Below are 26,122 nucleotides of genomic sequence, written 5' to 3' on the forward strand. Positions count from 1 at the left end.
TTCTTTTATCATTAAATTGTTGTCTGATTGCGTTACCTTTTCATGGATGTAGATTTCTCCACCTTGACACTTTTTGCCGCAAGCATACCTGTGATTTCCGTATTGAGATACTTGGCTGCAATCTGTTCCCGGGTGGCGGTCTTTGCCTTGAAAAGGGAATAGCCGTCATCGAAGGAGATTTCATGCTTGGTGGTGCGGCCTTTGTCGCCCATATCCACGGACACCTTCCACTTGTTGTCACCTCGGTCTTTCGCCACACGCACACCTTTCGGGTCTATGCCTTCGGGAAGCTGGTACTTCTCGTAGGCTGATTTCAGATGCAGACGCTCACCGAAGTTCTTTTCCACCAACTGGGCCGGAGTCATTACCCGGTCGAAGTAGGCATTCAAGTCCTGTCTTGAAGCGACTGCCGACATCTTGGAATCACCGATTTGCGCGTAGAACTTATACTTGCCATAGTCGGCACGCTGCTCATCCTTCTCCTTATAAACATTGAACTTCTCCACGGAGATATTACCTTCCGGTCCGGCAATGGACTTCGGCATCTTGAAGGCTTCCTCCGAAACCTTGGGCATCAGCTTGGTGGGATAATAGCGTTCCATCAACTGAGGCACGGTCATTTCCTTCTTCTGGTAGGCGGCAAGGTCGGCAGCATCCATCCGCTGGGGCTTCAACTGCTTGCCGTCCATCTTGGCGGTGAAGTACCACTCTTCAGGATTGGCTTTGCTTTGGTAGGCATGGCCGTGGGTCACTTTCTCACCGGCGGCAGTTACCATTTGAGGCTCGCGCGGTTTGCGTTCCTGTTTCGCCTCGGCTTTCTGTTCACTCTTGGCTTCCACTTGTGTTTCCACCTTCTTTTCCTTGGCAGGTTTCTTCCCGGCTGCGTTCTTCACAGTCTTGGCAGGCTCTTCCTGCACAACCTTCTCTTTACTCTTCTTTGTCATATCGATATTGTTTGATAGGATTGGCTCCTCATTCTTCCTTATTTTCTCTACAACTTCAAGCCTGTCACAGATGGCGACACGTGCTCCGGCACGGATGAGTTTGGGCAGATAGGTGTCCAATACGGTTCTTGGAAACTCGGCGGTCTTTATCTTCTTCTCAATGCCCGAAGTCAGTTTGTCCATCGTGGCTATACCGAGAATCAAGGCGGCTTTTACGGCATCTTCTTTGTAGAGTTTATAGAAGTCACCCTCCCGAAAAAGGAGCATCGCATCTGGATGCTTTGCCTTCAGATTGCTGAACTCTTTGGGTAGTCCGGCTTCCAGCTCTTTATCTGATTGCTTTGCCATAACCGTCAGCGTTTAAATGTATGGCTTGTTTTTTCTTCACGGGAGGGTTTAAGGTGGATGGCCCGTTCCTTGGACTGGGCATCCACGACTTTTTGATATTCCCAACGGTTCTTGTCCGTCATTACCAGCCCCAGGTATTCAGGATGCTGCTCGTCATAACGGAGTTTTTGCTGCCGTTCCCACTCCTTCATATCGCCTTGGATAACTTTGAAGCCTTGTGGCTCTTTCAAGTCCACGCCCACGGAAACTTTCTCACCGCCTACATTGAGTTCGATGGGCTTGCCTTCGCGTACCTGTTGCTTCTGCTGGGTGCCCAATTCAATGTCATTGACCTTTTCCATATCTTTGAGCTTCTGCTCCAGTTGGATGTCGGTTACTTTGCGGTGGATGACCGATTGGGTTTCCGGGTCTAATTGAAGATACTGCTGCGTTTTCTCACCGTTTACTTCCACGGCTTTTTGAAGCACCTCGCCATTCCGTAACCGTGCGGCTTCCTGCTCGGTCAAGCGGAGAACCTTGTTACGTTCCACTTCAAGTTCCGCTCTGACCGGATAGGCGATAAGAGCCGGATTACCGTTCTTGTCAGCCGTAAGCTGCAACTTCACAGGCAAGGTGATGATGTCGCCATTGCGGGCATGGATAGAGACCTGCATCAGCGGAGTAACCTCGCCTGACACCAGTCGCTCCTTTACCTCTTTGGGCAACAAATCCGCTTTCTCCTTGTCGATGCCCAATACTGCCAGCTTCTCGTAAGGCAGCATTTCGGATAGATTTCTGTTGTGTAATTCCATTTGAATGATGTTGAACTGTTAATTTTGCGGTGTCGTTACCGCTTGGATGTCACAAAATTATCTACATCAAATCCCAAAGAAGAAATGCGCAACACTATTCTGACTGCAATGATTCTGATGCTGATGCCGGAAATGGCATCGGCACAATTCTATACGATAACGAAAGAAGCTGAAATAAAGCAAATTCGAGCAAACGATAATGCAAATAACATTGATATTAAGGATAATACAGCACGAACAGAGCCTAATAAAGAACTGGAAGGCACATTAAAAGCTCAACCTGATATTAGAACAAACAAGCGTCTATGCACCCGAAAAGTGGACGGTAAAACGTCCCAAAAATTCAAGCGAGTTAAAGCAAACGAGCTTCTCCCTGAATTAACCATCCCCAATCTTTATGCAGAAATCAAACGGAACGGCATCCTATATCCGAAAGTAGTATTGGCACAAGCCATTTTGGAAACGGGCTGGTTCACCTCTCCGCTGTGCAGGAATAGGCACAACCTCTTTGGATTGACCAATCCGCGTACCGGGAAGTATTATGAGTTTGACCATTGGTCGGAAAGTGTACGTGCTTATTATACCAAGGTACAGTACAAGTACAAACGAGAAGATGGGAACTATCTGCTTTGGCTCAAAAAGATTGGGTATGCGGAAGCTCCCGATTATGTTCCGGCAGTTATCAGTGTGCTAAAAATGTTATAACGCACCATATTAGCAGCAAGTGTACCGGATAGAAAGCATAAAATCCATACTTTGCGACATTGCCCTTGATAAATCCTCTTGCGCCATCGTATAAGAATATGGTCATACAAGCCAGCAAAGCACCGATGCTGCCATAGTGCATCATCAATGGAAAAGCACAAAGAAGCTGCATCATTCGACCATAGGGAAAAGGAAGATTATCGTTTTGATTTCGTAACAGATTGAAAACTAAAATCATCAATATCCCTCGCCACTCATAATCCACTCCTGACCAAGTGGCAAGATAAGCAATAGAGAGAATAGCAATCCCACAAAGGACGCTATTCTCTTTCAGTTTCTCCAGTACAGCCAAAGCCACCACACCCAAAGCCAACGTGAACATCACATTGTGCGTACCGTCCGCTCCATTCAACAGATACCAAGAGACTTCGCTGATAACGGCAAATACCAATAGCCGTGTAAAGTACCTCTTTCTGTTATGCGTATAAGCGAAGCCTTCCGCTATCAAGAAGGCAAACACCGGGAAAGCGATACGACCAACACAGCGCATGGCCTCGTAAAGTGTAGAATTGTTATCCATCAGAAAATAAGCACAATGGTCTATTACCATAGATACAATGGCGATAATCTTTAGTACACTACCGCTAAAAGTGGGTATCTTCGCAAGTCTTTCCATAATCAACTCATTCCAAGCAGTTCCTTGACCATATCCTCGACCTCCTGATTAACACGTTTGAAATTGCGGTTCAGCATTATCTCTTTCTCACGGTCATTCTTAAACTCATAGATTTTAGGGAGAACCACATAGTGGTCTTCCTCCATCTTAATCTTCTTCATATCGAAGTGGGTCTTGCAGAAATACTTCGTGGTCTTGAACTCCTCCGACTGCTCAATGTCGAAGCTGTTAAGCATCTTGTCATCGGTAGCGGTAAAGTCACGTGCCGCCTGACCTGCCAGCCAACCGGTAGCCATGTCCGCTATCTTGGCTGCCGGAACAAGGTAGTCCATCTTCTCCGAGATGGTGGTAGATACCTTTTGGTCGTTGATGGAGATTGAGCGTGAGGTCTGCTTCGCCTTGCCGAACACGTCATTCTGTGCCCATTCCAATGTTTCCTTGTTACGAGCCGCCCCCATGAAGATATTACCGCAAGTGGTGATAATCTTCTGCATACCCACCTTGCCATAGTCCGCTTCCAACTGAGGCAACTCTTGGAAACCCAATGTGACGGCTACCTTGTTGGAGCGTGCCGTACCAATCAGCCGGTCTATCTTATGGAAATACAGAGTGGGCAGCTCGTCCACGATGATGCTTACCGGGATGTTCCCCTTAGAGTTCACTCTTGTAATCAGTCGGTTCAATACCAGAGCGTTCAGCGAACCGATTACCTGTTCCTTTTCCGGGTCGTTGGCTATGACTAAATAGCTCGGATGCTCCTTGTCAGAAATCTTCAAGTCGAAGTCATCACCCGTAAATACCCAATAGGCTTCAGGAGATACCAATCTTGCGGCATTGACACGAAGCGTACCAACCATACCTTCCAACTGGTCATTCGCCTTGTTCTCAAAAGCACTCTTGAAGGGAGCCATTAGTGAGGCTATCTTGTCATCCTGCATCAGGATGTTGAACACCTGGTCGTAAGACCTACCAAGGAAGGACAATACGTGCGGCATATCAGAAAACTCGCCCGTAATGGTGTCCGGCTCAACCTCATTGCCGTGTTCATCCTCATACCAGCAGCGTTCAATCTTAATCAACCTTTTGGTTCTGTCCTTATAAGAAAAGCCGTTCAAGTCCACAAACATCCTATCCTCATCCGTAGAAACATCATTGCCGTTCTCATCAACAAAGTCTAACACCACGTTTCCCTTATCGTCTATGGCATTGAAGTCATCCCAATTCCGAATAACAATCTCCAGTTTCTTTCCCTCCAGTAGAATATAGCGTTTCAACTTCTTTCCGTTCCTGAACCCGACAGGGTGGAAGTTTACAAAGAAATAGATAATCGCTGCCAGGAAGTTCTCTGCCGAATTGGTGAAGAAGGCTTCCGAGCCGCCTTTCTTCTCGCCACCTCCCTTGTTCAAGGATGCCAGCAAAGTAGCAGCCGTTTCAGAAGCCGCCGCCAAGTCCGGGATATACTTCCGTTGAATAGGATTGATTCGGTCTGAGTATTCCACATCCGTAAAGTTGATGGTACGGAAACCACAATTAGCTGGAAGCCTTCCGGCTTTCCGATTCTTGCAGAACTGATAGAAAAGCGTCTTTGCCAATGTCGGGTACTTGAAATCGTACACCATCATGGCAAACCCTTTTGCGGCGTGTTGTCTTATGAACGGGTCAATGATACCGAAAGACTTACCCGAACCAGGAGTACCGAGAACAATCGTGCCACGGAACGGGTTGATGATATTGATCCAACCCTTGTGCATCTTCCGTTTCCAATAGTATATCATCGGTATGTTTACCGAGTAGTCGTTATTGGCAAGCACTTCCGACTGTTGGAAGGACTCATTCTCGAAATTGAAACGGTCATCACCAACCTTATAGTTGTAATACTTGGCGATGCCATCCAATCCCTGATGCACCAGCATGGTACCTACCACAGAACATACGGCATAGAGAATACGATTGGCAGGGAATCCCATCCAACTCATTCCGAAGTCCATCTTGTGAAAGAGGAAACAAAGTCCGACAAGGGTCAATCCGACTAATACAGGGTAGATGACCATTGTCTTCACATTGAACTTCAATGCCTTCTTCGCCTTTGTGCCAATACACACCACACAGATGCAGACCAGTTCCACCATCTTGCAACCCGAAACGGACGTGAACACGGGGAATCTGCCTAACAGGTCAAGAATAAACTGCGTAATACGGTTATCTGCCGCAATGGGCAGATTCATAATTATCTCAATGATGAGAAAGATGTAGATGCAGCTACGGAAGTAGTTATACATCTGCTGCTGTTCCCTTGTTTCTTCAAATGCCATACGTTACTTTGTTTAATCTAAAATTATCACTCGGTTAAAATGGTATCTTTATGCCCAATAGCAATCCGTTACGAAAAGTGTCCCCATGCAGAAAGTTCACGTTATTTTTTTGGGTTATTACAAACTCGCATCCGTTTCTGAAAACGTAGCTGTATTCAAAGCCCGCTTCCAGTCCGAGAAAGAATTTCCTTTCCACCGCACCGAATTGAGGGCCGAAACGGAAGCGAAGCATACCGTTCTTATATCGGGCAAGCCGTTGTTTGTAAACAATACCACCATCCCAGAAGTAACCTTTCCAAAAGTCATCTTTCCTCCAGTGGTTGCCCACCTCGCCATACAACTCCACGGCATTGCCGTAGGACAGCGGATGTTCATAGCCGACCGTGGCGTTCAACGTGGAGGGGAACTGGAAGCCTGCATTTATCGTGAGTTTGGCATCTTGTGCTTGTGCGGATGTTCCTATGGTCATAACCGCACAAAGTAGAATAAATAATAGTTTTTTCATTGTACGTCAGAGTATTTAATGTAGTGATACGGATAATAATCGCAGTTCTTCAAGATGTCCGAGTCAAAGCCGTCGGCATTGAGGATGTCCTCGTATTCGATGGTCAGCACGATGACGCGGCCGCTGATTTGGTTCTCTGAAATCTCCAGTCGCAGCACTTTCTCGTCCGGGAATGTCAGCTTGGGGAGCACCAACACATTGCGATAGTTCTTCTGGAACTTCTTGGCATAGTTAAGCGAGAATACCGGAGTCAGTTCGATGGTCTGTGAGTTGGTTGCCTTGCTCTGCTTCTTGTCGGTCAGCTTCACTCGCAGTTCTTCTATGTCGTAAGGAATCTTTGTCTTGTTTTGCAACGAGTAATCAATGAAGAAGTAATCCCCGATGGCATAGATGTTATTGACTACAGCCTTCATACCGTGCGCCTTTGACACCACCTGATTGAACTTGCGGTCGCTGCCATAAACCGCCCACGCATAGCGGGCCATTTCCGACATGGGCATAGACACCTCCGGGTTGATATAAGATTGCGTATCGCTGTATGGCACTTGGAAGATGGATGCCGCCAATGTGGGGGATTGTGTATAGACAATATCATACTGCGCGATATGCCGTTCACCTATCAAAGTAAGCGTACCTAACAGTTCATCTTCCTTATAATCGCATACCGAAATGAAATCGCTCTCTTGAAAAGGTCTGATACGCACAATGTTGTCGGCACACTGGTTGCCGATAATCTTGGGAGTGGATATATCCACTAACTTGATATTCTCCGGCATGACGATGTGGGTGGTCACTCCGCTATTGACATAGATTCTTTCGTTGGCAGATGCGTTGCCCACGACAAAGAAGACACTGAGAATGAAAAGAAAAATCTTGGATTTCATACGAATTGAATTATAATTTTAATGATTCTTGTTTTAATAATCTCTACCTTGCTTCATCCGAATTTATCAGATACACAATGGTATTGTACTTGATTTTCGCCTTGTTCTTTCGGATATTGGAGGATATGGCCGACGATGCCGAGTTATACATATTCTGCAAGGTCTGCAAGGCGATGGCTTCAGCCGATATGCCGGTTTCATATCCGCTTCCCGAATCAAAGCTGATATTCTGCTGCGCCGCACTGGAACCGGCATCCTTTACGAAGTCACGGAACTGAGATTCGGGAACATAGAAGCCTTCCATACCATCATTGTCAAAAACGGACAGATTGACCTTTACGAACTTGTCCCCAACCAGGATGCTGGTGATGGCCGCACGTACACGCTGCTGCCCGAAACCTGTCACCGTTCCATAAAGGTAAGTGCCTTTCTTCAAGTTGATGTCGCTAACCGTCACATCGTCCAATAGTTTGAATCGAAGACGGGTACCTTCACGCGCCTTGGTGGTCTGGTCAATCATCGCACGGATCAGTTTGGCATCCACCGCATCGTCCGAAGAAGATACCGTGTGGAACTTGTCCGCATTGGTATCGGAGGATTTGATAACCAGCTTGGGACGGTTGTGTTCTTTCTCTTCCTGCCTGACTTTGGCTATGGAATCCGCACGTTGCCTTTGCAAAGCCTCTTCCTGCTCCGGGTTGGTTATGCCCAACCCGCTCTCGATGGCTTTCTGCCGTTCATAACTCCTGCGTTGGATTTCCTCCAAATCTTGGGCAAACTCGTCTTTAGATGAGTAACTTTCACCATTCTGTGAAGGGTCGCCATAGGCATATTCATTGATATGCTTTCGGGATTCTGCAAGGGAACGCTCCAGTTCTTCCATTTCTTTCTGCTGACGGATGCGTTCCGCCTCGGCTGCATCAAGCATATTCAGTTCTTCCTCGGTGTAACCATGTTCCAGTTCCTCGGTCTCATTCTTCTCCTCACCGATGGCACCGACTGCGGTAAAGGCATCCTCGTCACCAAATCTGCGTGACATTTCATACATCTTATCTCCAGCTTCTTCCGCACGGGCTTCGGGAAGTTCCATGTTGATGCGGTCGGTGGCTACCGACTGACCGGTATCACCATCACCGGAGAACATCTGCATCACGAAGTATATCAACGCGCATAGCGGCACGAACACCACCAGCGGAAAGATATACTTGGGTTGTTTGAAATTGATTTTAATCATTTGGTCTCGTTATTATTAAGGGATTTGACAATGTTTTCAAGCTGACGGTATCGTTGAACGATACGGGTGGAATCCATCCTTGACTTATGCGGTACGGCAATCATGGAATCCAATTCCTCACGGAGTTCCTGACCTTGGACTACCAAGTCCATCAGCGTGTTGCGCTGGATGTCCTTGTTTGCCTGTATGGTATGGAAGCCTGTGAAAAGCGGTTCCATGTTGCTTATCAGATTTTGATTTGCTTCATTCAATTCGTTAGAAGAATCTACATTGGCCCCACTAATCCAAATGTTGCCCACCAGAACAAAAGCCAATGTCCCGGTTACATAAGCGAATGTACGCTTCGGATGTTTGGTCGCCCATGCGTTGGCCAAACGTATTCTTGCCGCCAGCCGATACTTCGTACCGATTGCCCCCATCTTGGGTTGCAGCCATGCCCGAACCTGTTGGTGGGTTTTCAGACGGCTTTCATGCAATATCTTTCTGAGTGATTTCATTGTTGCTGTTTTTAATAATCCAAATCCTTGTTCTCTATGGTGCGCCAGTTGGTAATCATCAGTCCGTGGGGATTGTTCCTCGTCTTCGGCACATTCTCCAAATACCCGGTCGTTACCATCGTCCGTTTCAAGTCACGGGTGCGCCGCTTGATTAGCTGCGTACCGTAGTAGGTGAATTTCCGTTCATGTTCGTCAAACTGGATGGAATCGCACATAATGGTGCAGACTGCCGATGACGATATGATGTCGGAATAAAAACCGTTCTCGTCCATCGCCTGTTTCTGTTTCAAAGCGGTACCGTCCGCCATATACATCGCCTTGCTGACCGTCCACTTGATATAGTCGTTATCGGGTGGCAGGTTGAAGAAGTATTGATGAAAGAGCTGGATGTGCGCCTTCGCCTCCATAATAAAGTTCGCTTCCAAATTGGCACGTTCCGCCAAGAAAGGAATGTCACCGTCCAATACATATATCTGCTGCCGCTCCTTGGTGACCAAAGAGATGCAGCACCAGACCGTGAAGCCGCAGATGACGGCGCAACCTCCGATGGTTGCGAGTACCGTCATCATGGCAAGTCTGGTTTTCTGTGCTAAAGATTCTATAAGCATATCGTTTTGTTTTAAGATTACATTCACTTGGATTTAATTACCGAGCCTGCCGCACCTGCCGTTGCACCGACCGCTCCTCCGGCGATAGAACCAGCCGTAGCAGCCATACCTGTAACAGTAGAACCTGCCGCAGAAGCCGCACTCGAACTTACGCCACCGGGTATCAGCCAAGAGGCCACTTCGGGAACGAAGCGGATGATGTAGGCACCCACCAGCATACCCATCGCATACATGCAGTTAGAGCCGATGCCCTGCAATCCCAATGCGCCAATCTGTTCCCACGTATTGACAGAACCGTGCAGGAGGTGGTTGTAGGCTACCATGTCTTGCTGAAGGTTATAGAGCAGGATGAAGTCAATGTAGTAAAGGCACATATAGGTAACGAAGCCCCATAACGAGAGGGAAAGGAACTTTGACATCCATTGGCTCCATGCCGAACTCCAAGGTGGAGCAAGCGATAGCGCGAACATGATCGGGCAGAATATCATCATAATGGCGATGAATATCCGTTGCGCCACTAATATGCCGTAATAGGACATCTGGAATATCAGTTCACCGATGAAGCGTATGACATCGTTGATCCACTCGCTGACCTTGGTCTCGGCAGCCACGGCTGCACGTTGGGCATAGTTGTTGATGGTACTGCCCAAGTTCTCCACATTGTAGATAAGTTTGTCCCACCAAGCCGCATCCTCACCGATGGCTGCCACCTGTTTGGCGGTCGCGATGGAATCCTGAACGGCTCTCAGCCGGTCCAAGTATTCACTCTGCTTTTGTGCTACCTTTAGCTCGAAAGCGGCCACCTCTTTGTTTTTGGAGTGTGCCATCGCTTTGGTGGCTGACTCCAATCCCTTGCCCGGTACTTGCAATGCGGAACAGATCCATGACGAGGAAGAGATACAGATGGAGATACCGACAATGCGCAGGAGCTTCATCACATCCATACCGCGCCGTCCGAGTATCATCATCCAACATTCGTATGAGCCGACACAAAGGGCAAGCAGCAATCCGATGACACGTGCCAGTCCGACCGCGTCACCCAATACCGCCACATTCGGGAAGGTTTCCATGGCAACCAAGAGTTTGTCCAGACTCTCGTCAATGGCGGGCAAGCCTATGGTCAGGAAAATTGATAATACATTCATTGTTATTCTAATTTTACAGTTTAATAATGCGTTGCTGCCACTACGCACAAATGGGCAGTCTGGTTGACCAGTTCCTGCATCTTCGTTTTGGCTTCCTCGTATGCCTGTTGCCGTTTGGCATTCTCCAGTCCGTAGCCGACACCTGTCTTATGGATATAGGCGATGCCGGAACAAAGAATCTCGTTCTGCCGGCTCAACTCGTCCACCTGGTATTTGAGTTTGCCGTCACTCTTCTTCATGCAGTAGAGCAGTCCGTCAGTGATACACTTCTGCATACGGTCAAACTCGTCCTTGTAGGTGGCGTATGTCAGATCAACCGACCTGTCAGCCTCTCGAACCAGCTCTTCCTTGTATAGTTCCTCGATGTACTTGCGCTCCGTTTCCACCTTCTTCACTTTCTGCCTCTGGGTCTCTTCCGCCGTCACACGGGTAGGCATGATACGTTTTACATCGGAGTCCTTTTCCTTGAAGCGAACCCGGAAGCCGGACTTGAAGCCTGCCCACTTCCAATACATTTCCGCACCGGAATACTTGTTGTGCAAGAAGTAATAGTACCAATCGGGAGCAAAGTCCCAAGGCCCGTTTTCCATGGACTTCCATTGTTTTTCTTTCTCCTTGTCACGGGTCGGGCGTTGGGCTGACATTGTAATTGGAGTGCCCAATGCCATAAATGTGATTAAACCGAGTATGATGTTTCTAACCTGCATATCCTTGATTCCATTTATTGATTACTTTATTCGCTATCTCATCCTTGACATTGGAGTTCAAAATCTCCCAGATATAATCCGGCTTCCAACCGCAATCCGTTATCAGGAAGCAGTACAGATTGGCGTTGTCAATGATGTACCGTGCCCTGTCAATGGAGGTTTTGAGGGTCATTACCAGATTCAGTTTTTCGTCCATGCTTGCCTTCATCAGGTTGATACCCGAAGCTGCCACGGAAGCATAGAGCTTGTAGCAATGGCTTATCTCCCTTGATATGGCTACATTGGCATCCGCATAGTACCAGCCGACAAAAGGCTTCTTCGAGACATACTTGAAGGTATTGCTCGTAAAGTCCTTGTACTCTTTGACCAACTGATAGAGGGAGTTGGCGGTGCTTGATATGGCACCTGCCAGTACAAGGTACGAATGGGCATTGCCCAACTTGGTATCGAGTGTTGTCCGTACATCATTGAACTTGATGGCTCCCTTGGCTACAAGCGACTGCTCCCCGAAGCTGGTGGCCACCCGTTTCAATGCCTGGTCTTCATCTTTCTTCACGGCTTTGTGAAGGGCTATCAGGGCTTCAATGGTCGGCAGGTCTTTCGGGATGACATAAGCGTGAGACTTCGCCGAAAGCAGTATTGACAATGTTATACAGAGCAATCCAATTCTTATATTAAAGTCTTTCATACTTCTCAATAATTAGATGTAACCAATCCGTTCCAGTCATTGATAAGACCGCTGACATTGTTCTTCATCGTCACCACATTTGCCCATCCCTCCGGGTCAATGGCAAAGAAAAGGTCATTAGCAGTGGCATATTGGGCCATCAGTATCATGCCCTCCACCTTGTAACGTATCTCCAAAAGGCCGGAATAGATGGAATTGGCAAGTGACAATCGTTCATAGCGGTCAAGCATATTATAACCGTCATTTTTCTTCTCAGCCGTACCTTGTCCTTTAAGTGGATTCTGTATCGTGGCATTGTTCACGATATTGACGAAATTGCCCACCAACTGCTGGGTTTCCGTCACAAGGTTGCCCAGTTCATTCAGGCATAGCAGCTTGTTGGAGAACTTTGCCTTGCTTACCGTTTGGATAAGTTCCGGCACATCTTTGAGGATGTCGTATGCGCATAGTCCAATCTCCTTGTAGTATTTGCTCTCCGTACCGAAGCCCGACACGTTCTGCATTGTCACCTTATAGAGTTCCTTGATGGTAGCCATGCTCACGGTATAGAGTTCCACCTTCTTCTTTTTCTCGGCTATTGAGTCCAGCCTTTGGTTATGCTGACCCTCAATCAGCTTTTGAGAGGCAAGGTTGCTACTTACCACCTTGATGCAGTTCTTGTCTATGACTACCTTCCATGCGGCGAATAAATTTGGAGTGGCCACTATTGTTATGAGTGCCACAAGTATCATTCTAATTCTTACCATAACGACATCACTTTTTGTTGTTGATTGACTTTTCTTGCGAATACCAGATACTTGTCATCACCGGCTTGCTTCCTGTCCGCCTCGATTCTCGTGATTGCCTCCTGCATATTGCCATAGTAGGCAAGGTAAATCTTCAAGGCTTCCTTCTCAGTCCGCTCGGTGGTGTATGCCCAATAACATTCGGGCGGTTCCTCCACCCCATAGACATCGGAGTTCTGTCCCCGGCATATCCATACCTCCTTGAAGTAGTTGCGCCCCTCCCGGTTGTTCAGGGCGTTGACGGTAAAAATCTGCTGCCGCTGTATTTGGGTCAGTCCCAATATGGCGGCTATCTCATCGTACCTGTCCTTAAACTTGGTCTGGTCTAATAAAACCTTGACATCCGAGTTATTGATAATGGCTTCCTTTACGATGGGCGAATCTATCACGTCATTCAATTCCTGAGTGACCACTCCGGCAATACCGTGAAACTTCCTTACCGTTTTATAGAGGTACTTGATATACTCTGCCATCGTAGGAGAAGCAATCGCTTTCCACGCTTCTTCGATTATCAGTGCCTTGCGTCCTTTCTTGATACGCATCTTCTGAAGGAATACGTCCATGATAATCAGCACCACAATAGGGAAAAGCACGGGATCATCTTTTATTTTGTCAATCTCAAAGACGATGAACCTCTCATCAAAGAGGTTTACATCCAAGTCGGAGTTCAGTGTGGTTTCCAACTCACCGCCCCGATAAAATTGCTTCAAGATAGCGGCGAAGTCCCGGATGCCGAAACTGATTTTCTCCTGCGAAGTGATTTGCGGGATGCGTTCCAAAGCAAACTCATAATAGGAGTTGAAGGACAGTTCCTTTACCCTGAGCCTGCGTTTCTGTACTTCCAAGTAATCAATCTGCTTCTCAATCTTTATCAAGAAAGAGTTCTCATAGAGTTCCTTCTTGAATTTCTCCATGATGCACAAGGCACGCTCCCTTTCTGCCTGAGTAGCCCCTTGATCATGGGCAAGCGCATTTAGGGAACGGTATTGACGAATCAGCTTTTGTCTGTGAGCCTCGGTAGGCAGCATCAACATACGGTTCTCCTCAATCTTGGAAGGAGGCTCTTCCGTATTTATCAGTTCGTCTATGTCCTCCATCCTGGTGGAATAGTTATCATAGTCTTCTTCCATCTTTGCGTCCACAAGCAACTTCTGGCGTAAGCCTTCACGTTCCTTCTCTGTGAATTTCTCAAAGGGATGGAAATAGGCATCGTAATACTCCACGATGGTCTGGTTCACCAACATGTCCTCTATCTTCGTGGGCAATTCGTTGCCTTTGAATATCAGAAATATCAGAGATTTTAGGAAGTTTTTCTTCTCGCCAAAATTCAGTTCGTATTCTTCCTTAGTCACCTTAAAGGGGTTCATGGAAATAGGCTTCTCTTTGGTATAGGAGATATACGTGCCACCGAAGTAGCTGCAGATTCCTTCGTATGAATCACCTGTATCTACCATCACCACATCCGTGTTTTGTTCCAACAACTGGCGGACGACCGAGTTTGTGTGAAAAGATTTTCCGCTTCCGCTTGGCCCGATGCAGAAGAAATTGGCATTGTCGGTCATCTTGACTTTGCCTTCCTTTCCCGTGAAGTCTATGCAGACCGGCAATCCTTGTCGGTCTGTATAGTAGGTGGTCAAAGGTGTCTGCTCAGACTCCTTTAAGTGTTCTTTGAAGAAAAAGCACAATGCCGCATCAGATAAAGTCAAGAACAAATCGTAGTCAGGATTGAAAGCGTAGGCGTTTCCGGGAAAGCTATCCGTGAATAGTTCCAACTGGTTGTAAGCTGTCCGTGACGGCATGATGCCACATTCATATAACTTGGTTTCCAAATACGATGTAACCGGGGTTACTTTATCCGCAGGACAACTGACCAGGATATTGAAATTGGTATATACCAACATGGAACTGTCCACGGCAAGCCGGTTCAAGACTTCCTCGATATCAGCCTTGGCTATTTTGTTGCTGGGGTCAGGCATGGAGCCGTGACGCTTTGCCTTGGCTTGTAACTTCCTTAACAGTTTTCTCTGATTGGGTATCTGGACCACTTGGTTGAATACCACACAATCCGAAAAAGGGATGTTGGTCAGGAACGAGAACAGGTCGGTGGCGATGGTATATCCGTTGATATTCGTCTGCGTATAGGGCTTGATGACTGACGGCAGGTTTATCTCGTCTATATCCACCAACGGGTAGGAACGGATGATGCGCTCCCCGGTTCTCAGGTATTCATCCGATGACTTGAAGTTGGTCATGGAAAAGGCACCGTGCCGGAACTGAAATGCCATAAAGCGGTGGCAATACTCGGATGCTTCAGCTTTGCTGAGTTTACGATGGCGGATGCCTCGCTCGGTCAGGATATCATCCACCTTGGAAACCTTCGTATGAAAATCCAGCCATGTTTTCGGGTCGTATTGCACGAACTGGCTGCGCTGCGCCTCTTGCGTCACTATCAGGTACGTGCGTATCTCCGTGAACTCCCTTCCCTCGAAATAATTGAAATAGCTCCGGGTCAGGAACTCCGCATCTTCCGGCACGTCATGGTGGTAGGCTTGTTTGCAAAGGATGTCCTGCTTCTGCAAGGCATACCCCTCGCCGAGGGTCTGTACCACATTGGATAGTACATCCTGAAAACGTATATACTGCCCGGCATCAGTACAGAACTGCTGCACCGGATTGGTCATCTCGAAGATGACGGACGGCTCGCCCTTGGCTGAAAAAAGGACGACATTGCCGTCCGTTTCCTCCAGCCCGGCATAGAGGCCGTCAAAGACTTTTTTCTTGGTTTGTGCCATAATTAGGAGCTTTTTCTCAGTTTGTTGTAAATATAAATGCCCTTGTCTCTCCGCTTGTTGTGCAGTCCTCCGCGCTGTTTGATGAAGATGGTCACCAGCCCGATGACTGCCATGACAAGCATGGCGACGAATCCGGCGAGCTTTCCCAATACAATGGAGAACAGTATGAAGCCGACAAACGACACGCCGATGGCCAATGCCGCCAACGTGAGGAAGCGTCCACGGATGCCCATGAACTCCAGCGGCTTTTGCAGTCCCTTGAATACGGGAAATTCCTCCTGATTCATCGTCAATATCTTGTTATGTTTCTACTACTTGAAGAATAGCGGAAGAGCCTCGGACAAAGCGATAAAGGCGATACAGCCACCGATGGTGAGCATGATGGTCTTCTTCACGTCCTGGTCGCCGTTTGGTAGGCTCGACACAAAGCGCGTTACCGCATTGCTGCGGCACGTTTCCACGTGTCTGCCCCCGAACCGGACGTACATGTCTCCATGTATCCGGCTCTCCAGTGGTTTAACTCTATGTGTCATAAGCAAGTGTCTCATTTCTTTTTCTGATTGATGATTTCCATACAAGATTTACATACTGCAAGCGTCTTTCTCCTGCGTCTGAGCATCTGCCTACCCCAAGGGGTATCGTTGTCAAGCTCAGACAGCAACCGCACATGGTGCATATGGAGCTGTTGGTTTTCTTGACCGCATAACTCACACTTTCCCGCTTTCAGACGGTTGATTAGAGTCGTTTTCGGCAATTGCTCCGCGACTGCCTCAAGATGTGTCTGCTCGTCATAGCCCTTGGGCTTCCTTGCGAATCCCATGTTGTAGAGGACGGTCTCCTTGGTGGTTCCGTTCTTATCCTTATGGGTAATCACGAATCTACCTTTCTTGGAGTAGCGTCTTTTGACCTTGGATTTGGTCAGGTTCAGCTTTTGGGCCAGCGTTTTGCATAGACTGTATTCCATGATGTACGCGAATGACGAACATTGTCTTGAACAGTTATTGGCGATGCAGTAGTAATTGTAGAATCCTCTTATCTCCGAATTGAACCTGCTGAGGATAATGTGCGGTTCCATTGCCAGCATCTTTGTACGCGATTTCGGCATCCACACGGTTTTGCCGTCCAACTCACGGTATGTGACGGCATCGTGCTTTTCAAGAGCCTTTCTCACGGTCTCGGAATTTACAAGCAACTGCACTTTTCCTCTATGGTTGCGTTGGAGAATGCCCCTGCTGTTTCTGCTCATCATGTCGGAGTTCAGCACCGTAATATCATAGCCAAGGAATTTTGCGGTTTCCTCGCAATGGGTTATCAAGGTCTTTTCGGGCGACAGTTCGAGTTTGAGGCAATCACGCATATGTGCAGTGATGTCTGCCTTGATGTTCTCGCAGTCTGTCTTTGACCCGATTACGCCTATAAGGAAATCGTCAGCATACCTTGTATATACGATACGTCGGTAATCTTCGTCCATATCGAGCTTGCAGGGAATGGTTCTCAGTTGAGCCTGCATGACGGCAAGCCGTTCCGTCATGTCAGCCCTCTTGTTTTCATCTGTCTCTTGGCGCAGTTTGCGTCTCAACGCACAAGTTTTGGTATTGAGATTGAAATACGTCGGATTGCGCTTGCGACCTACACCTCTGTTAAAAGTCTTGGCATAATCTTCCATGTATCTGTCGAAGCGGTTAAGGTAGATATTGGCAAGTATCGGGGAGATAATGCCACCTTGGGGTGTGCCGTGATAGGATTCATGGAATTTCCAATCCTCGACATATCCTGCATTGAGGAACTTACGAATCATACGGAGAAAACGCTCGTCGGAAATCCGCTCACGCAGGATGTCGATGAGTGTGTCGTGGTCGATATTGTCGAAGAAGCCTTTTATGTCACCTTCGACAAACCACTTCACACCCGTGAACGTCCTTTGAATCTGAGTCAGTGCGGTATGGCAGCTCTTGTGAGGTCTGAAGCCATGGGAGCGGTCGGAGAACGCACCCTCATAGATGGCTTGCAGAATCATCCGCGCTACCTCCTGCACAAGCTTGTCACTCCATGACGGGATTCCGAGAGGACGCAGTTTCCCGTTTTTCTTCGGGATATATGTCCTCTTTGCAGGATGTGGGGTATAGGTCTCATCCTTGAGACTTTCAATCAGTCGCTTAATCTTCGCGAGGCTCATGCCGTCCATGGTCTCCCCGTCAGTGCCGGGCGTCATGTTGCCCTGCTTGACTTTGAGCCTCTCGTAAGCGGCATAATACATCTCCTCATTGAAGAGCAAGCGGTAGAGACGCTCGTACTTATAGTCCGAGGTCTTGCTGTGTGAACACAGAGTGTCGATTATCAACTGTGGATTTCTCATACGTCTCTCACGTCTTCTACGGTTGATAACTGACAGCCACCTGCCACCCTTCGCCATGTACGCGGCTTTCCCGCGCTCGGACTACTATGGTGGCTCCGTTGCCATGTCGGGTATTCATGACCTTTGTCAATAGCCTTGCGGCATCCCGATTTAGGCAATCTTCGCTTAGATATATAGCAACAGGCACAGCATACTGTCGGATACGACTTTCGTTCTTCTATCCGCTTATTGCGGTCGCTTCGGGACTGACTCGTTGCCTTGCGCGAAAATGCAGGTCGCGCAGGTGTCCCGATACGGCGTATGTAACTGCTTTCCGCCGTAGCCACTTCTAAGGCCGCTGAACTATCGTTCAACCAATCAGGCTTTATCCTCATGTATGCCTTTCTTCCTTGCACCTCAGTCGCGGATTTGCAGTTATCCGACTCGGCACTTTTCAGACATGCTGTTTTCCTCCCTTGGTTTCCCGCAGAAGTGTCCGCTCCGTCACCACAAGGGTGGCAGAGAGTAAGTCTGATGGAAGTAGGTAAAATTGAGTCCATACCTAAACTATTGCTATTTAGTTATTTGCTATATATCCTATACGAACGCACACATCTTGAAATACACGTTGAAAGCTCCCACCAAGGCGATTACGGCTGCGATTGCCTTCATCAGGTTGGAAACCGGGGTCTGGTAGGAACTGATTTCGGTGGTGGCTTTTGTAAAGCCGGCCGCACCTTTGCTTGCCGCCATCATGTCACCCACGGAGATGGTAAGTGCGGTTACTGCCAACAAGCTTTTGTGTGCGAAAGAGGAACCCATGAAGCGGTCATACGCACGTTTCAGTTTTTTCTTGAATTGCATTTTTTTTGAAATTGTTTATCTGATTTCATCACCCAAGGAACAGAGGTCGCTAAAGGAACGTGTGGGCTTCTTTTTAGAAGCTATATATTGTTTTGTCGGGTAAGTTTCTATGCTCACCTTGCTTTCTCACACTCATGGATGACCTTACTTAAATCCGATTCTCCATTCTCTGCCATCTTATTTGCTTCTACAACCAAATCTTCAACCAAGATGCCATCTGTCATGATAGGTTCACGGAAGCCGGGGCGGTGGAATGGTTGTTCCGTGCTTGATTCAGGTTGTTTCCGGTCTGACGTTGTTTCAGAATTAGAATCCGATTGTTTTTCCGATTCATTCTGATTCTCAGTTTCTTTCTGTTTCGACTCATCCCGGCTGATTCTGAATGGCTTGAAGGTCTTTGCTTCATCCGATATGTCTATGTCTTCTTCTGATTGTGATTCCAGTTCCGCCACCTGTGCTGCCTTGGCTTTCATGATGTCGAGGACTATCAATGCCGCATAGTAGAACAAGAGGACGATGAAAAGCAGGAATACTATTTGTCCGTATTGCATGGTGCTATGTTATTATAAGGTGAATACTACTTGCAGATTAGTTCCTGACATTGGCAGGAAGCTCAATCCCAACTTGACGGCTTTGTTTTCTAGCTTAGTCTTGCGCTCGAAGTTGTCCGTGGCATACAACAGGATACGCTCGCCGCATACGACATACCCCAGACTTTTGAGCCGTGAGCGGAGCCTTACCCTGGCACGGTTGGAAACCACCTTGATTCCTGTCAGCGGTTCAAGCCCGAAGATTACATGCCGCCTTTCCCGTTTGATTAGCTCATTCCGGGTTTGGGATATGATAAGGGATGTTTCTCTCCGGCTGCGTTTCAGCCCCAACTTGGCGGCGATGTTGCATACATTCGTCCGGCTTGTACCCAAATCACGGGCCATCTGTGTGAATGACTTGTAATGGAAATGCCTGCGGATATAGTCGGCACGCTCCATCCATTTCGTCTTGGCAACTTTTACCAGCCCTAATTTGCGGGCTTTCTGCTTGACAAGGGTCTCGCTTACTCCCAATACTATGGCGGTATGGGAAGTTGTTTCCACCGGGTACAGTTCCGTCAAGAGGGTTGTCATCTGGTCAGTCCATTGGATTGTCCTCATGCTTTTGCCTCCTTATAGTTGGTGAAAAGCGACTTGTTATCACGGCGGTACTGCGCAAGCTGTGGCAGGTAGGTCTTGAAGAACGTGCGGACAATGGCGTTCACTATGTCGGAGCGGCTGCGGTTATGGATGTTGCACTCGTCCAGTGAGTCGGCAAGGTCGCGGTCTAACTTGCAGATCATCCGTTCTCCTTTGTCTTCCTGGGTATCTGTTTCAAGATAGGACAAGAAGGATTGCCAGTAGTCGGAGTTAGCCGATTCAAAATCTTTGGTTATTTCCACTTGATAAGTAGTAGCAGTTTCCGTATGCTCATCCGTAAGAGCCATTTCAGGGTCATTGATGCCTTTGAGAAGGTCATCTATTTCGGGAATGTCTTTTGTCATTGCTTCTATGTTGATAGTTATTGATTCTCTTTTGCTTTTCTTTTTAATTCCGCCTCCAAATTTTCGGTCAGTTGTATTCCTGTCAATTTCGGCTCCCGGATGGATTCGGTCGTGTCAAAAATGTAGGAGTAGATACGTTCAAAGACCGGGGTAACGATACCGCTCTGTTTATCCAGAGCCGCCATCGTACTGAAACGCTCCATGTCGGCACGTTTGGGGATTCTTCCGGTTACAATTCCATAGTTGCAGAAGGTCTCTCTGGTGTTCTCCCAAATAACCAGTTCAGAGCGTTTGCCCACTCTGCCGTCATGCAGGTTGGGGACAATGAAAAGCTGTGCTTTCATATTTTCGCCAACGGCTTTGCGCAGGCGGTCTATGAACATAAGGAAGCTGGCGGTGGAGGGAACGGTCATCAGATCGTAATGGAAAGGCACAACGATAATGTCCGAGTTTACGAACATCGGCACCAGTCCGTCCGCTTGCAGGCTGCCGGGGGAATCCATCAGCACGACATCCAGGCTTTGGTCATTGTGCATTTTCTCTATAAGGGAAATAATCGCTTTCTTGTCGTTGGCCTCGTATGACAGCACATCATAGGGCACATACTGCACGTCGTATTTCTTGATGTCAGCCTTGCGGCACTTAATGATGGAGTGCTGGAAGTCGCAATCGACTATGGCGACACGCACTCCCTTCGTCACCAGATAGTTGGCGAAAGTCACGCAGAGGGTGGTCTTGCCCACGCCTCCTTTTTGATTTGCGAATGTGATTATGACCGGTGTCTGTATCATTTTTCCGTGCGATGAATTATTTTAAGACAAAATTATCGCACGTGTAACCGCGAAAACGAAATGCGCAACACTTATATGCCCTCGGTTAAAGTAACCGGGGTATAAAGGTTTATGTTATCTCGGAATCTCAGTTTGATGCGCCCAAAAAGTGGACGGCAACACGTCCCCGTTTTTATCTCTTCAAGGAATGTCCGTCATCTATATCGTCATAACCGCCTTTCTGTCCGACTTCCCATTCCCGTTTTTCAGAGTGGCTGCCTTCTCCGTGGTCTCGCATCTTGTTGTAACGGGAGAGTGGCTTATTGGCAGAGTGCTTCGGGTGTGGTTGTTGCTGTTTAGTCGGCTTCCGTTTCAGTCGCTCCAGATTGAAACCTTCTTCTGACAGGTTGATGATGATGTGGTTCTTAAAGTTGATGGCGTATGTGGCATCTTCTTCCTGACGGATGATGAAGCCTTCCTCACGAAGGGCACTTCTGACGGAAGAGATTGTTTCATCATCGAAGATTTCCTTCAGGCGATTGATTGCATCTATATGGGACGCTGCTCTTTCAGACGAAAGGGAAACAAGGTCGGGGCGGTTCACCTTATAGATTTTGCAAAGCAAATCACGTTCTGCCTCTGTGGTGGGTTGGAACTTCTCTACCAACTCGATGCGGTTGTTGCGGTCTATGGCTTCTGCCATAAACGGTTTCAAATGCCGGGACTCTCCATTGAAATAGATGACACCTTTCTTTATATAGGCGTGATGTTTCTTTAGTTTTTGGAATATCTCGCCCTGGGTTATCTTGGGATTGAGGGTGAGTAATTGGTCTATGAAATCCTCTATGCGATCAAAGCGTTGTTCGGGGGTGGCGAAGTCCAACAGTTCATCAATGGCTAACACTCTTGCCCCGTGGATAACAGTCTTGTTGGCGTGGTCAACGAGTATGTAGCCGTATGCCGCATCCTTCTTGCCGAAGAACACGATGTCGATACCGAACTTGGTTTTCAGTTCCTTTTGGAGTTCTTCCTTGTTGGAGCTTACGTCACGATATTTTTTGAGGATGCTCCGAAGCTGGCGGTTACGTGCTCTGTTGTAGTCGCGTTTCTTATACAATGCCTCGATACTACTTATAGGAAATTTCTCTTGCACTTTGCCACCATGCTTGACAAATATCGTTCCATTCTTCTGATAGACTTCATAGCCCATTGAAGTCATTACGGCTTTGAACTGGGCGAAAGAGGAGAAGGTGTATTGCTTGGCTGCATCCAAATCTTTATTGACTTCTTCCTTTCGGTCGTTCCCCAGTATGCGGTCAATCACTTCCTGTGAACGTCTGCGCTCATGGTCGTGCTGTATCTTCCTGCCATCCGGTGCGATGCGTGAAGTGACGATGTGCAGGTGGGTGTTATCGGTATCATAGTGGGAATAGACCAACAAGGGTTGTCCCTCCTCACCATATCCCATTTCTGTCAGATAGCGGTGAGCGAAGTCCAGTAGTTCTGCCTCTGTCATTTCATGTCCCTTACAGGAAAAGGCTACGTGGAACTGTGCCTTTTCAATCCGGGTGTTTCGGGAGGTGTATTCCTGAAGGTATGTGACCAGTTCCTCCGGGGTAGGTTTTCCGAATGTGCCGAGTGTACCGAAGTTCTGCATTTCGAGCATACGGGCAACTCCTTTCGCTACTTTACGCTCATTGTAACCGACTGCATGGAAGTTCGAGTTTCCGGGTAATATGGTTGCTATCATACTGGGGTGTGTTTAACTAATATATTCTGATACGATGTAACCGTGGTTACTTGGTATCTTGATTCCTGTATATCGGGGTATATATAATTAAGGTATAGGGAAACTATAGTTTGACAGCTTTGCGTGTCACGGCTTCAAGGTCTCTCTTTATCTCGTTCAATGTTTTCTGGGTTTCAAGGATAACCGGCATCAAGACCTCCCGGATATAGCTGGGTGGAAGTAACCCGGCTACCGCAAGTTCATTGGCTCTCTTGACCGACTGATTCAGGTTTCCGCCTGCCCAGGATAATTCATCCCGGAACTTCCGGTAAAACGTACCAAGGTTATTGATTAGTTCTAACCGTTGTTTGGCATCGGTGTTTGAATACTCTGCCATTGCTGAACGAACATAAGTGGCAATGGTCATCTTTTTCTCTTTCAGTTTCTCTTTGAGCGTTGATTGCTCCTCCGGGGTCATTCGTACCTTAATGTACTTGGTCTTTTGAGTCATCATACAATAGTCCTTTAGTAAAATTGGTTTCCTGAACCTTTTTCGCAAGGCGAAACAGCGAGAAATCGCTCCGATGCGGTAGCAGTCGGCAAGTCACCTTTGTTGATACGAAACGGAGTTTTGTGGCCACAAAGGTACAACTTGCTTGACAAATCCTGCAACGCAGTTCGATGTCCTCCAAGGTTCTTTTTACGACAAAATTATCGCTGAAACTCCGCCCGGAAGGAAATGCGCAACAGATTTTTTTGAAGGTGGTATTCTATAACCAAGGTTACTTTAACCCGATAGCCAAGGATATGGGATAACTTGTTTACAATCGTCCGAAGTGTCTCGATACGGTATAATCAAGATAACTCGGTTACTATATTCAAGGCAATGACCTAATCCTGTTTTCCGAACAGGAAGTTATCAATAACTATGGTTCTATGGTATCGTGTAACCACGGTTACTCGGTATCTACATTCCTTAATAACATAACCCAAAGGTGGCATTACCTGCAAACCAAGAGGTCTGTGCCTTTTGACATCTGATGATGTGATACCCGATATGATTGTTTCCAAGTTTCCGTGGATAGAGGATAGGATTAACCCATTGCCCAATATACAGGGATAATGTGGTAACAAGGATTCATACACCAAGACAAAAGGGAAAAAGAGTATTCCAAACTTATATATTCAGAGTAGTCAATGCCAACATTTATTGTTCCTCATATCACTTGGATGAAGAGATACTTTATCCCAAATACCAAGAATTGGAAAGCCATAGTACAACATAGCCTAAATGCTTGAAACCGAAGGTAAAAAGTATCTTGAAACGCTATAAAAAGCAACGATATTTCTTTGCTATGTCACTGATTTTCACTATATTTACATATAGAAACAGTCTCTTATAGGCTACATTATTCACCCTAAAAGTTGAAAGTTATGTTGTTTGAATTACTATTCTTAATATACTTGCTACCAGTGGTGTTCTTGTTCATCCTGGTACTTAGGTTTGCGCGTTTTCTGATAGTCAACGTATTCAGAACGGCAATCTGGATTATCAAGAAATCGTTTGTTCTTTTGTGGAAGGGACTGGTCTTGCTTATTGCACTGATAACTGGCAACATTGTAGCTAACCGTAATCAGACCGATAGGGGCAGATACGATTAAAGCCGCACCAATCAAAAAAATGACTGATACGGCTATAAGGTAGAGTAGTTAAATTCTTCCCTCCTGTTAAGAGTTAGATTCTACTCACATCAGCTAGAAACCTTTGCCCTTGCTTCTTTCGTAAACCACTTCTTTTTGAGAATCGCAATTAGTAAGACGGAACTGAACATTACAGCCTGTGGGGATGTCTTTGGGCAGTTGTTTGACAAGTTCCGTAATGACTTCATCCACGTTACTGAAACCTATATCTGTAAGTTCGCCCACAACCTTGCCTTTGAAATAAGCCCGACCATAAATCATCATCTTCTTTGATATACGGAAGAGTTTGTCCTCTGTTTCTTCCAAGTCTTTCGCCTTGCCTTGTTTACTTTTCTCATCGCTAAAAAAGATGAAGTCAATGACTTTTGCATTCAGATTCCATGCCGGGGTAAAGTCTATCTTGACATATCCTCTGGTAATGTTAAATCCGTGGCTATGGTTCATACCAAAAGCAACTTCATAAAGGTTCGCATCGCAATCATTCTGAGCAATGGTAGCCCAAGTATGCCGGAATGTATAGAAGCAATAACAATCTTCTTTATCCATACCCATGTCCTGACAAATTTTGCGGATGCCGATATTCACATTCGCATTGAAGCTATCAGAATTACTATAACGCTGATGGAAATTGAACAGGTATGGTTCATCCTTGTCATCTGAAAGATATTTTTCAAATGTGGATTGTATGAATGGCTCAATTCGCATTTCCATATAGGCATTATCTCTACGACTGTTGCGAGTCTTGGCTCTTTGATAGCCTATAATTCCGTTTTTATAGTCTTTCTTTTTGAGCTCGTACAAATCGACGGAGTTAATACCGCCAATACATAGCGATAGGAGAGCAACATCCCTGCCCAGTTCCGGTAGGGAAGAAATCATTTTTGTTTTGGGAAGAGGCCTATTAAAGAACTCACGACAGGCTTCGGCACTGATAGCTTTCTGAACTGAATTATCCGACTTGGGAATGGAAATCTTTAGCCAAGGATTGAACTTGATGCGGTTTACACCTCTTTCATCGTCATTCAAATCAGCGATGGCAGCTTTGAAAATTTGACGAATGTTCGTAGGGTACATTTCTTTTGCCCGGCTCGTTTGCGACAAACTCTCAATCCACTTCTTCAGGACGGTAGAAGTCAGAAGGCTAAACATAAGCCTGTTTGAGCCTAAGAAGCGTTCAAGATGCGCCACGGCAAGTTTGTAGTTCTTGGCGGTTCTTTGCCGACCTTCCTTTTCCATTTTGTGAATGAACGATTGGGCATACTCGCTAAAACAAACTTCTTCATCTGTCTTCTGCAAATACTCCAGTACATCCTTGACATCCCAAAGAGAAATATCAGTTCTATTCAGCCTGTCGGTGTATTGTCGGATAATCATCGAACAATACTCATTGACCACCGGATCGGTCAATTCACCGTTGCTGTCAATATGTGCTGCATCAATAATCTTATTGGTCTTGATGTAGCCCGGCTTTCTGTTGTGAACAATGCGAATGTACACGGAGAAGAAACCGTCTGTCCTTGGTTTTCGCACTACTGCTTTTAATGTAATCATATACAATTATTTAATAA

At 46.8% G+C, this 26,122-nt stretch carries 26 protein-coding genes and 1 pseudogene; 1 reads left to right on the plus strand and 26 read right to left on the minus strand.

Annotation, left to right across the window (positions count from 1 at the left end):
• Positions 1 to 32: 32 nt before the first annotated feature.
• Together C5S62_RS12710 and C5S62_RS12715 are read right to left on the minus strand one after the other, a co-directional pair.
• Positions 33 to 1,292, minus strand: a complete 1,260-nt coding sequence (locus C5S62_RS12710; RefSeq protein ID WP_016212941.1) for a hypothetical protein — start codon at positions 1,290 to 1,292, stop codon at positions 33 to 35.
• Between the two features lie 5 nt (positions 1,293 to 1,297).
• Positions 1,298 to 2,083, minus strand: a complete 786-nt coding sequence (locus C5S62_RS12715; protein WP_044214436.1) for a DUF4099 domain-containing protein — start codon at positions 2,081 to 2,083, stop codon at positions 1,298 to 1,300.
• Positions 2,084 to 2,167: 84 nt separating this feature from the next.
• On the opposite strand from C5S62_RS12715, the gene C5S62_RS12720 reads away from it, so the two are divergent.
• Complete coding sequence (locus C5S62_RS12720; protein WP_016212939.1) at positions 2,168 to 2,788, plus strand: glucosaminidase domain-containing protein; 621 nt, start codon at positions 2,168 to 2,170, stop codon at positions 2,786 to 2,788.
• Here C5S62_RS12720 and C5S62_RS12725 read toward each other — a convergent pair.
• From C5S62_RS12725 to C5S62_RS12840, 24 genes and pseudogenes are all read right to left on the minus strand, one after another.
• Entirely contained in the window at positions 2,766 to 3,464 is a 699-nt protein-coding gene (locus C5S62_RS12725) for a TraX family protein (protein ID WP_016212938.1), read from the minus strand. The two genes, C5S62_RS12720 and C5S62_RS12725, sit on opposite strands and share 23 nt — an antisense overlap.
• Positions 3,465 to 3,466: 2 nt before the next feature.
• Entirely contained in the window at positions 3,467 to 5,776 is a 2,310-nt protein-coding gene (locus C5S62_RS12730; RefSeq protein WP_016212937.1) for a type IV secretory system conjugative DNA transfer family protein, read from the minus strand.
• Positions 5,777 to 5,810: 34 nt separating this feature from the next.
• Positions 5,811 to 6,281, minus strand: coding sequence for a hypothetical protein (locus tag C5S62_RS12735; RefSeq protein WP_104368793.1), 471 nt, complete (start codon positions 6,279 to 6,281; stop codon positions 5,811 to 5,813).
• Positions 6,278 to 7,165, minus strand: coding sequence for a conjugative transposon protein TraN (gene traN, locus C5S62_RS12740; RefSeq protein WP_104368794.1), 888 nt, complete (start codon positions 7,163 to 7,165; stop codon positions 6,278 to 6,280). The genes C5S62_RS12735 and traN overlap by 4 nt, the downstream gene beginning before the upstream one ends.
• Positions 7,166 to 7,208: 43 nt before the next feature.
• Positions 7,209 to 8,399, minus strand: coding sequence for a conjugative transposon protein TraM (traM, locus tag C5S62_RS12745; protein WP_016212934.1), 1,191 nt, complete (start codon positions 8,397 to 8,399; stop codon positions 7,209 to 7,211).
• Complete coding sequence (locus tag C5S62_RS12750) at positions 8,396 to 8,896, minus strand: hypothetical protein (protein WP_016212933.1); 501 nt, start codon at positions 8,894 to 8,896, stop codon at positions 8,396 to 8,398. The genes traM and C5S62_RS12750 overlap by 4 nt, the downstream gene beginning before the upstream one ends.
• 11 nt (positions 8,897 to 8,907) lie before the next feature.
• On the minus strand, positions 8,908 to 9,504 hold the full coding sequence (gene traK, locus C5S62_RS12755; RefSeq protein WP_104368795.1) for a conjugative transposon protein TraK: 597 nt from the start codon (positions 9,502 to 9,504) through the stop codon (positions 8,908 to 8,910).
• A gap of 23 nt (positions 9,505 to 9,527) precedes the next feature.
• Complete coding sequence (locus tag C5S62_RS12760; RefSeq protein WP_016212931.1) at positions 9,528 to 10,649, minus strand: hypothetical protein; 1,122 nt, start codon at positions 10,647 to 10,649, stop codon at positions 9,528 to 9,530.
• 20 nt (positions 10,650 to 10,669) lie between these two features.
• Positions 10,670 to 11,317, minus strand: a complete 648-nt coding sequence (locus tag C5S62_RS12765; protein WP_223301242.1) for a DUF5045 domain-containing protein — start codon at positions 11,315 to 11,317, stop codon at positions 10,670 to 10,672.
• A gap of 28 nt (positions 11,318 to 11,345) precedes the next feature.
• Positions 11,346 to 12,044, minus strand: coding sequence for a hypothetical protein (locus C5S62_RS12770; protein ID WP_104405711.1), 699 nt, complete (start codon positions 12,042 to 12,044; stop codon positions 11,346 to 11,348).
• 5 nt (positions 12,045 to 12,049) lie between these two features.
• Positions 12,050 to 12,790, minus strand: coding sequence for a hypothetical protein (locus C5S62_RS12775; RefSeq protein ID WP_016212928.1), 741 nt, complete (start codon positions 12,788 to 12,790; stop codon positions 12,050 to 12,052).
• Complete coding sequence (locus C5S62_RS12780; RefSeq protein ID WP_104405712.1) at positions 12,784 to 15,621, minus strand: TraG family conjugative transposon ATPase; 2,838 nt, start codon at positions 15,619 to 15,621, stop codon at positions 12,784 to 12,786. The genes C5S62_RS12775 and C5S62_RS12780 overlap by 7 nt, the downstream gene beginning before the upstream one ends.
• Before the next feature lie 2 nt (positions 15,622 to 15,623).
• Positions 15,624 to 15,914 carry a hypothetical protein gene (locus C5S62_RS12785; RefSeq protein ID WP_044214434.1) on the minus strand — a complete coding sequence of 97 codons (291 nt, stop codon included), beginning with the start codon at positions 15,912 to 15,914 and terminating at the stop codon, positions 15,624 to 15,626.
• A gap of 18 nt (positions 15,915 to 15,932) precedes the next feature.
• A pseudogene (locus C5S62_RS12790) lies at positions 15,933 to 16,037 on the minus strand (DUF4134 family protein); the annotation flags it as partial.
• A 128-nt stretch (positions 16,038 to 16,165) separates the two neighbouring features.
• The gene (locus C5S62_RS12795) at positions 16,166 to 17,977 is read right to left on the minus strand and encodes a reverse transcriptase/maturase family protein (protein ID WP_104405713.1); all 1,812 of its coding nucleotides are present in this window, start codon (positions 17,975 to 17,977) and stop codon (positions 16,166 to 16,168) included.
• On the minus strand, positions 17,974 to 18,516 hold the full coding sequence (locus C5S62_RS13345) for a hypothetical protein (protein ID WP_128708225.1): 543 nt from the start codon (positions 18,514 to 18,516) through the stop codon (positions 17,974 to 17,976). Before C5S62_RS13345 ends, C5S62_RS12795 begins: the two co-directional genes overlap by 4 nt.
• A 37-nt stretch (positions 18,517 to 18,553) precedes the next feature.
• On the minus strand, positions 18,554 to 18,778 hold the full coding sequence (locus C5S62_RS12800) for a DUF4134 family protein (RefSeq protein ID WP_223301243.1): 225 nt from the start codon (positions 18,776 to 18,778) through the stop codon (positions 18,554 to 18,556).
• Positions 18,779 to 18,933: 155 nt separating this feature from the next.
• Entirely contained in the window at positions 18,934 to 19,371 is a 438-nt protein-coding gene (locus C5S62_RS12805; RefSeq protein ID WP_016212924.1) for a hypothetical protein, read from the minus strand.
• Positions 19,372 to 19,383: 12 nt separating this feature from the next.
• Complete coding sequence (locus C5S62_RS12810; protein ID WP_016212923.1) at positions 19,384 to 19,971, minus strand: hypothetical protein; 588 nt, start codon at positions 19,969 to 19,971, stop codon at positions 19,384 to 19,386.
• Positions 19,968 to 20,354, minus strand: a complete 387-nt coding sequence (locus tag C5S62_RS12815; RefSeq protein ID WP_016212922.1) for a hypothetical protein — start codon at positions 20,352 to 20,354, stop codon at positions 19,968 to 19,970. Before C5S62_RS12815 ends, C5S62_RS12810 begins: the two co-directional genes overlap by 4 nt.
• A gap of 17 nt (positions 20,355 to 20,371) precedes the next feature.
• Positions 20,372 to 21,145: a ParA family protein gene (locus C5S62_RS12820; RefSeq protein ID WP_016212921.1), complete on the minus strand. Its 774-nt coding sequence runs from the start codon at positions 21,143 to 21,145 to the stop codon at positions 20,372 to 20,374.
• A gap of 172 nt (positions 21,146 to 21,317) precedes the next feature.
• Positions 21,318 to 22,874 carry a relaxase/mobilization nuclease domain-containing protein gene (locus C5S62_RS12825; protein ID WP_104369428.1) on the minus strand — a complete coding sequence of 519 codons (1,557 nt, stop codon included), beginning with the start codon at positions 22,872 to 22,874 and terminating at the stop codon, positions 21,318 to 21,320.
• A gap of 103 nt (positions 22,875 to 22,977) precedes the next feature.
• The gene (locus C5S62_RS12830) at positions 22,978 to 23,367 is read right to left on the minus strand and encodes a hypothetical protein (protein ID WP_104369427.1); all 390 of its coding nucleotides are present in this window, start codon (positions 23,365 to 23,367) and stop codon (positions 22,978 to 22,980) included.
• A 1,241-nt stretch (positions 23,368 to 24,608) separates the two neighbouring features.
• On the minus strand, positions 24,609 to 26,105 hold the full coding sequence (locus C5S62_RS12840; RefSeq protein WP_016212917.1) for a site-specific integrase: 1,497 nt from the start codon (positions 26,103 to 26,105) through the stop codon (positions 24,609 to 24,611).
• Positions 26,106 to 26,122: the final 17 nt, after the last annotated feature.

Source organism: Prevotella sp. MGM2 (genome assembly GCF_002933955.1).
Lineage (GTDB): Bacteria > Bacteroidota > Bacteroidia > Bacteroidales > Bacteroidaceae > Alloprevotella.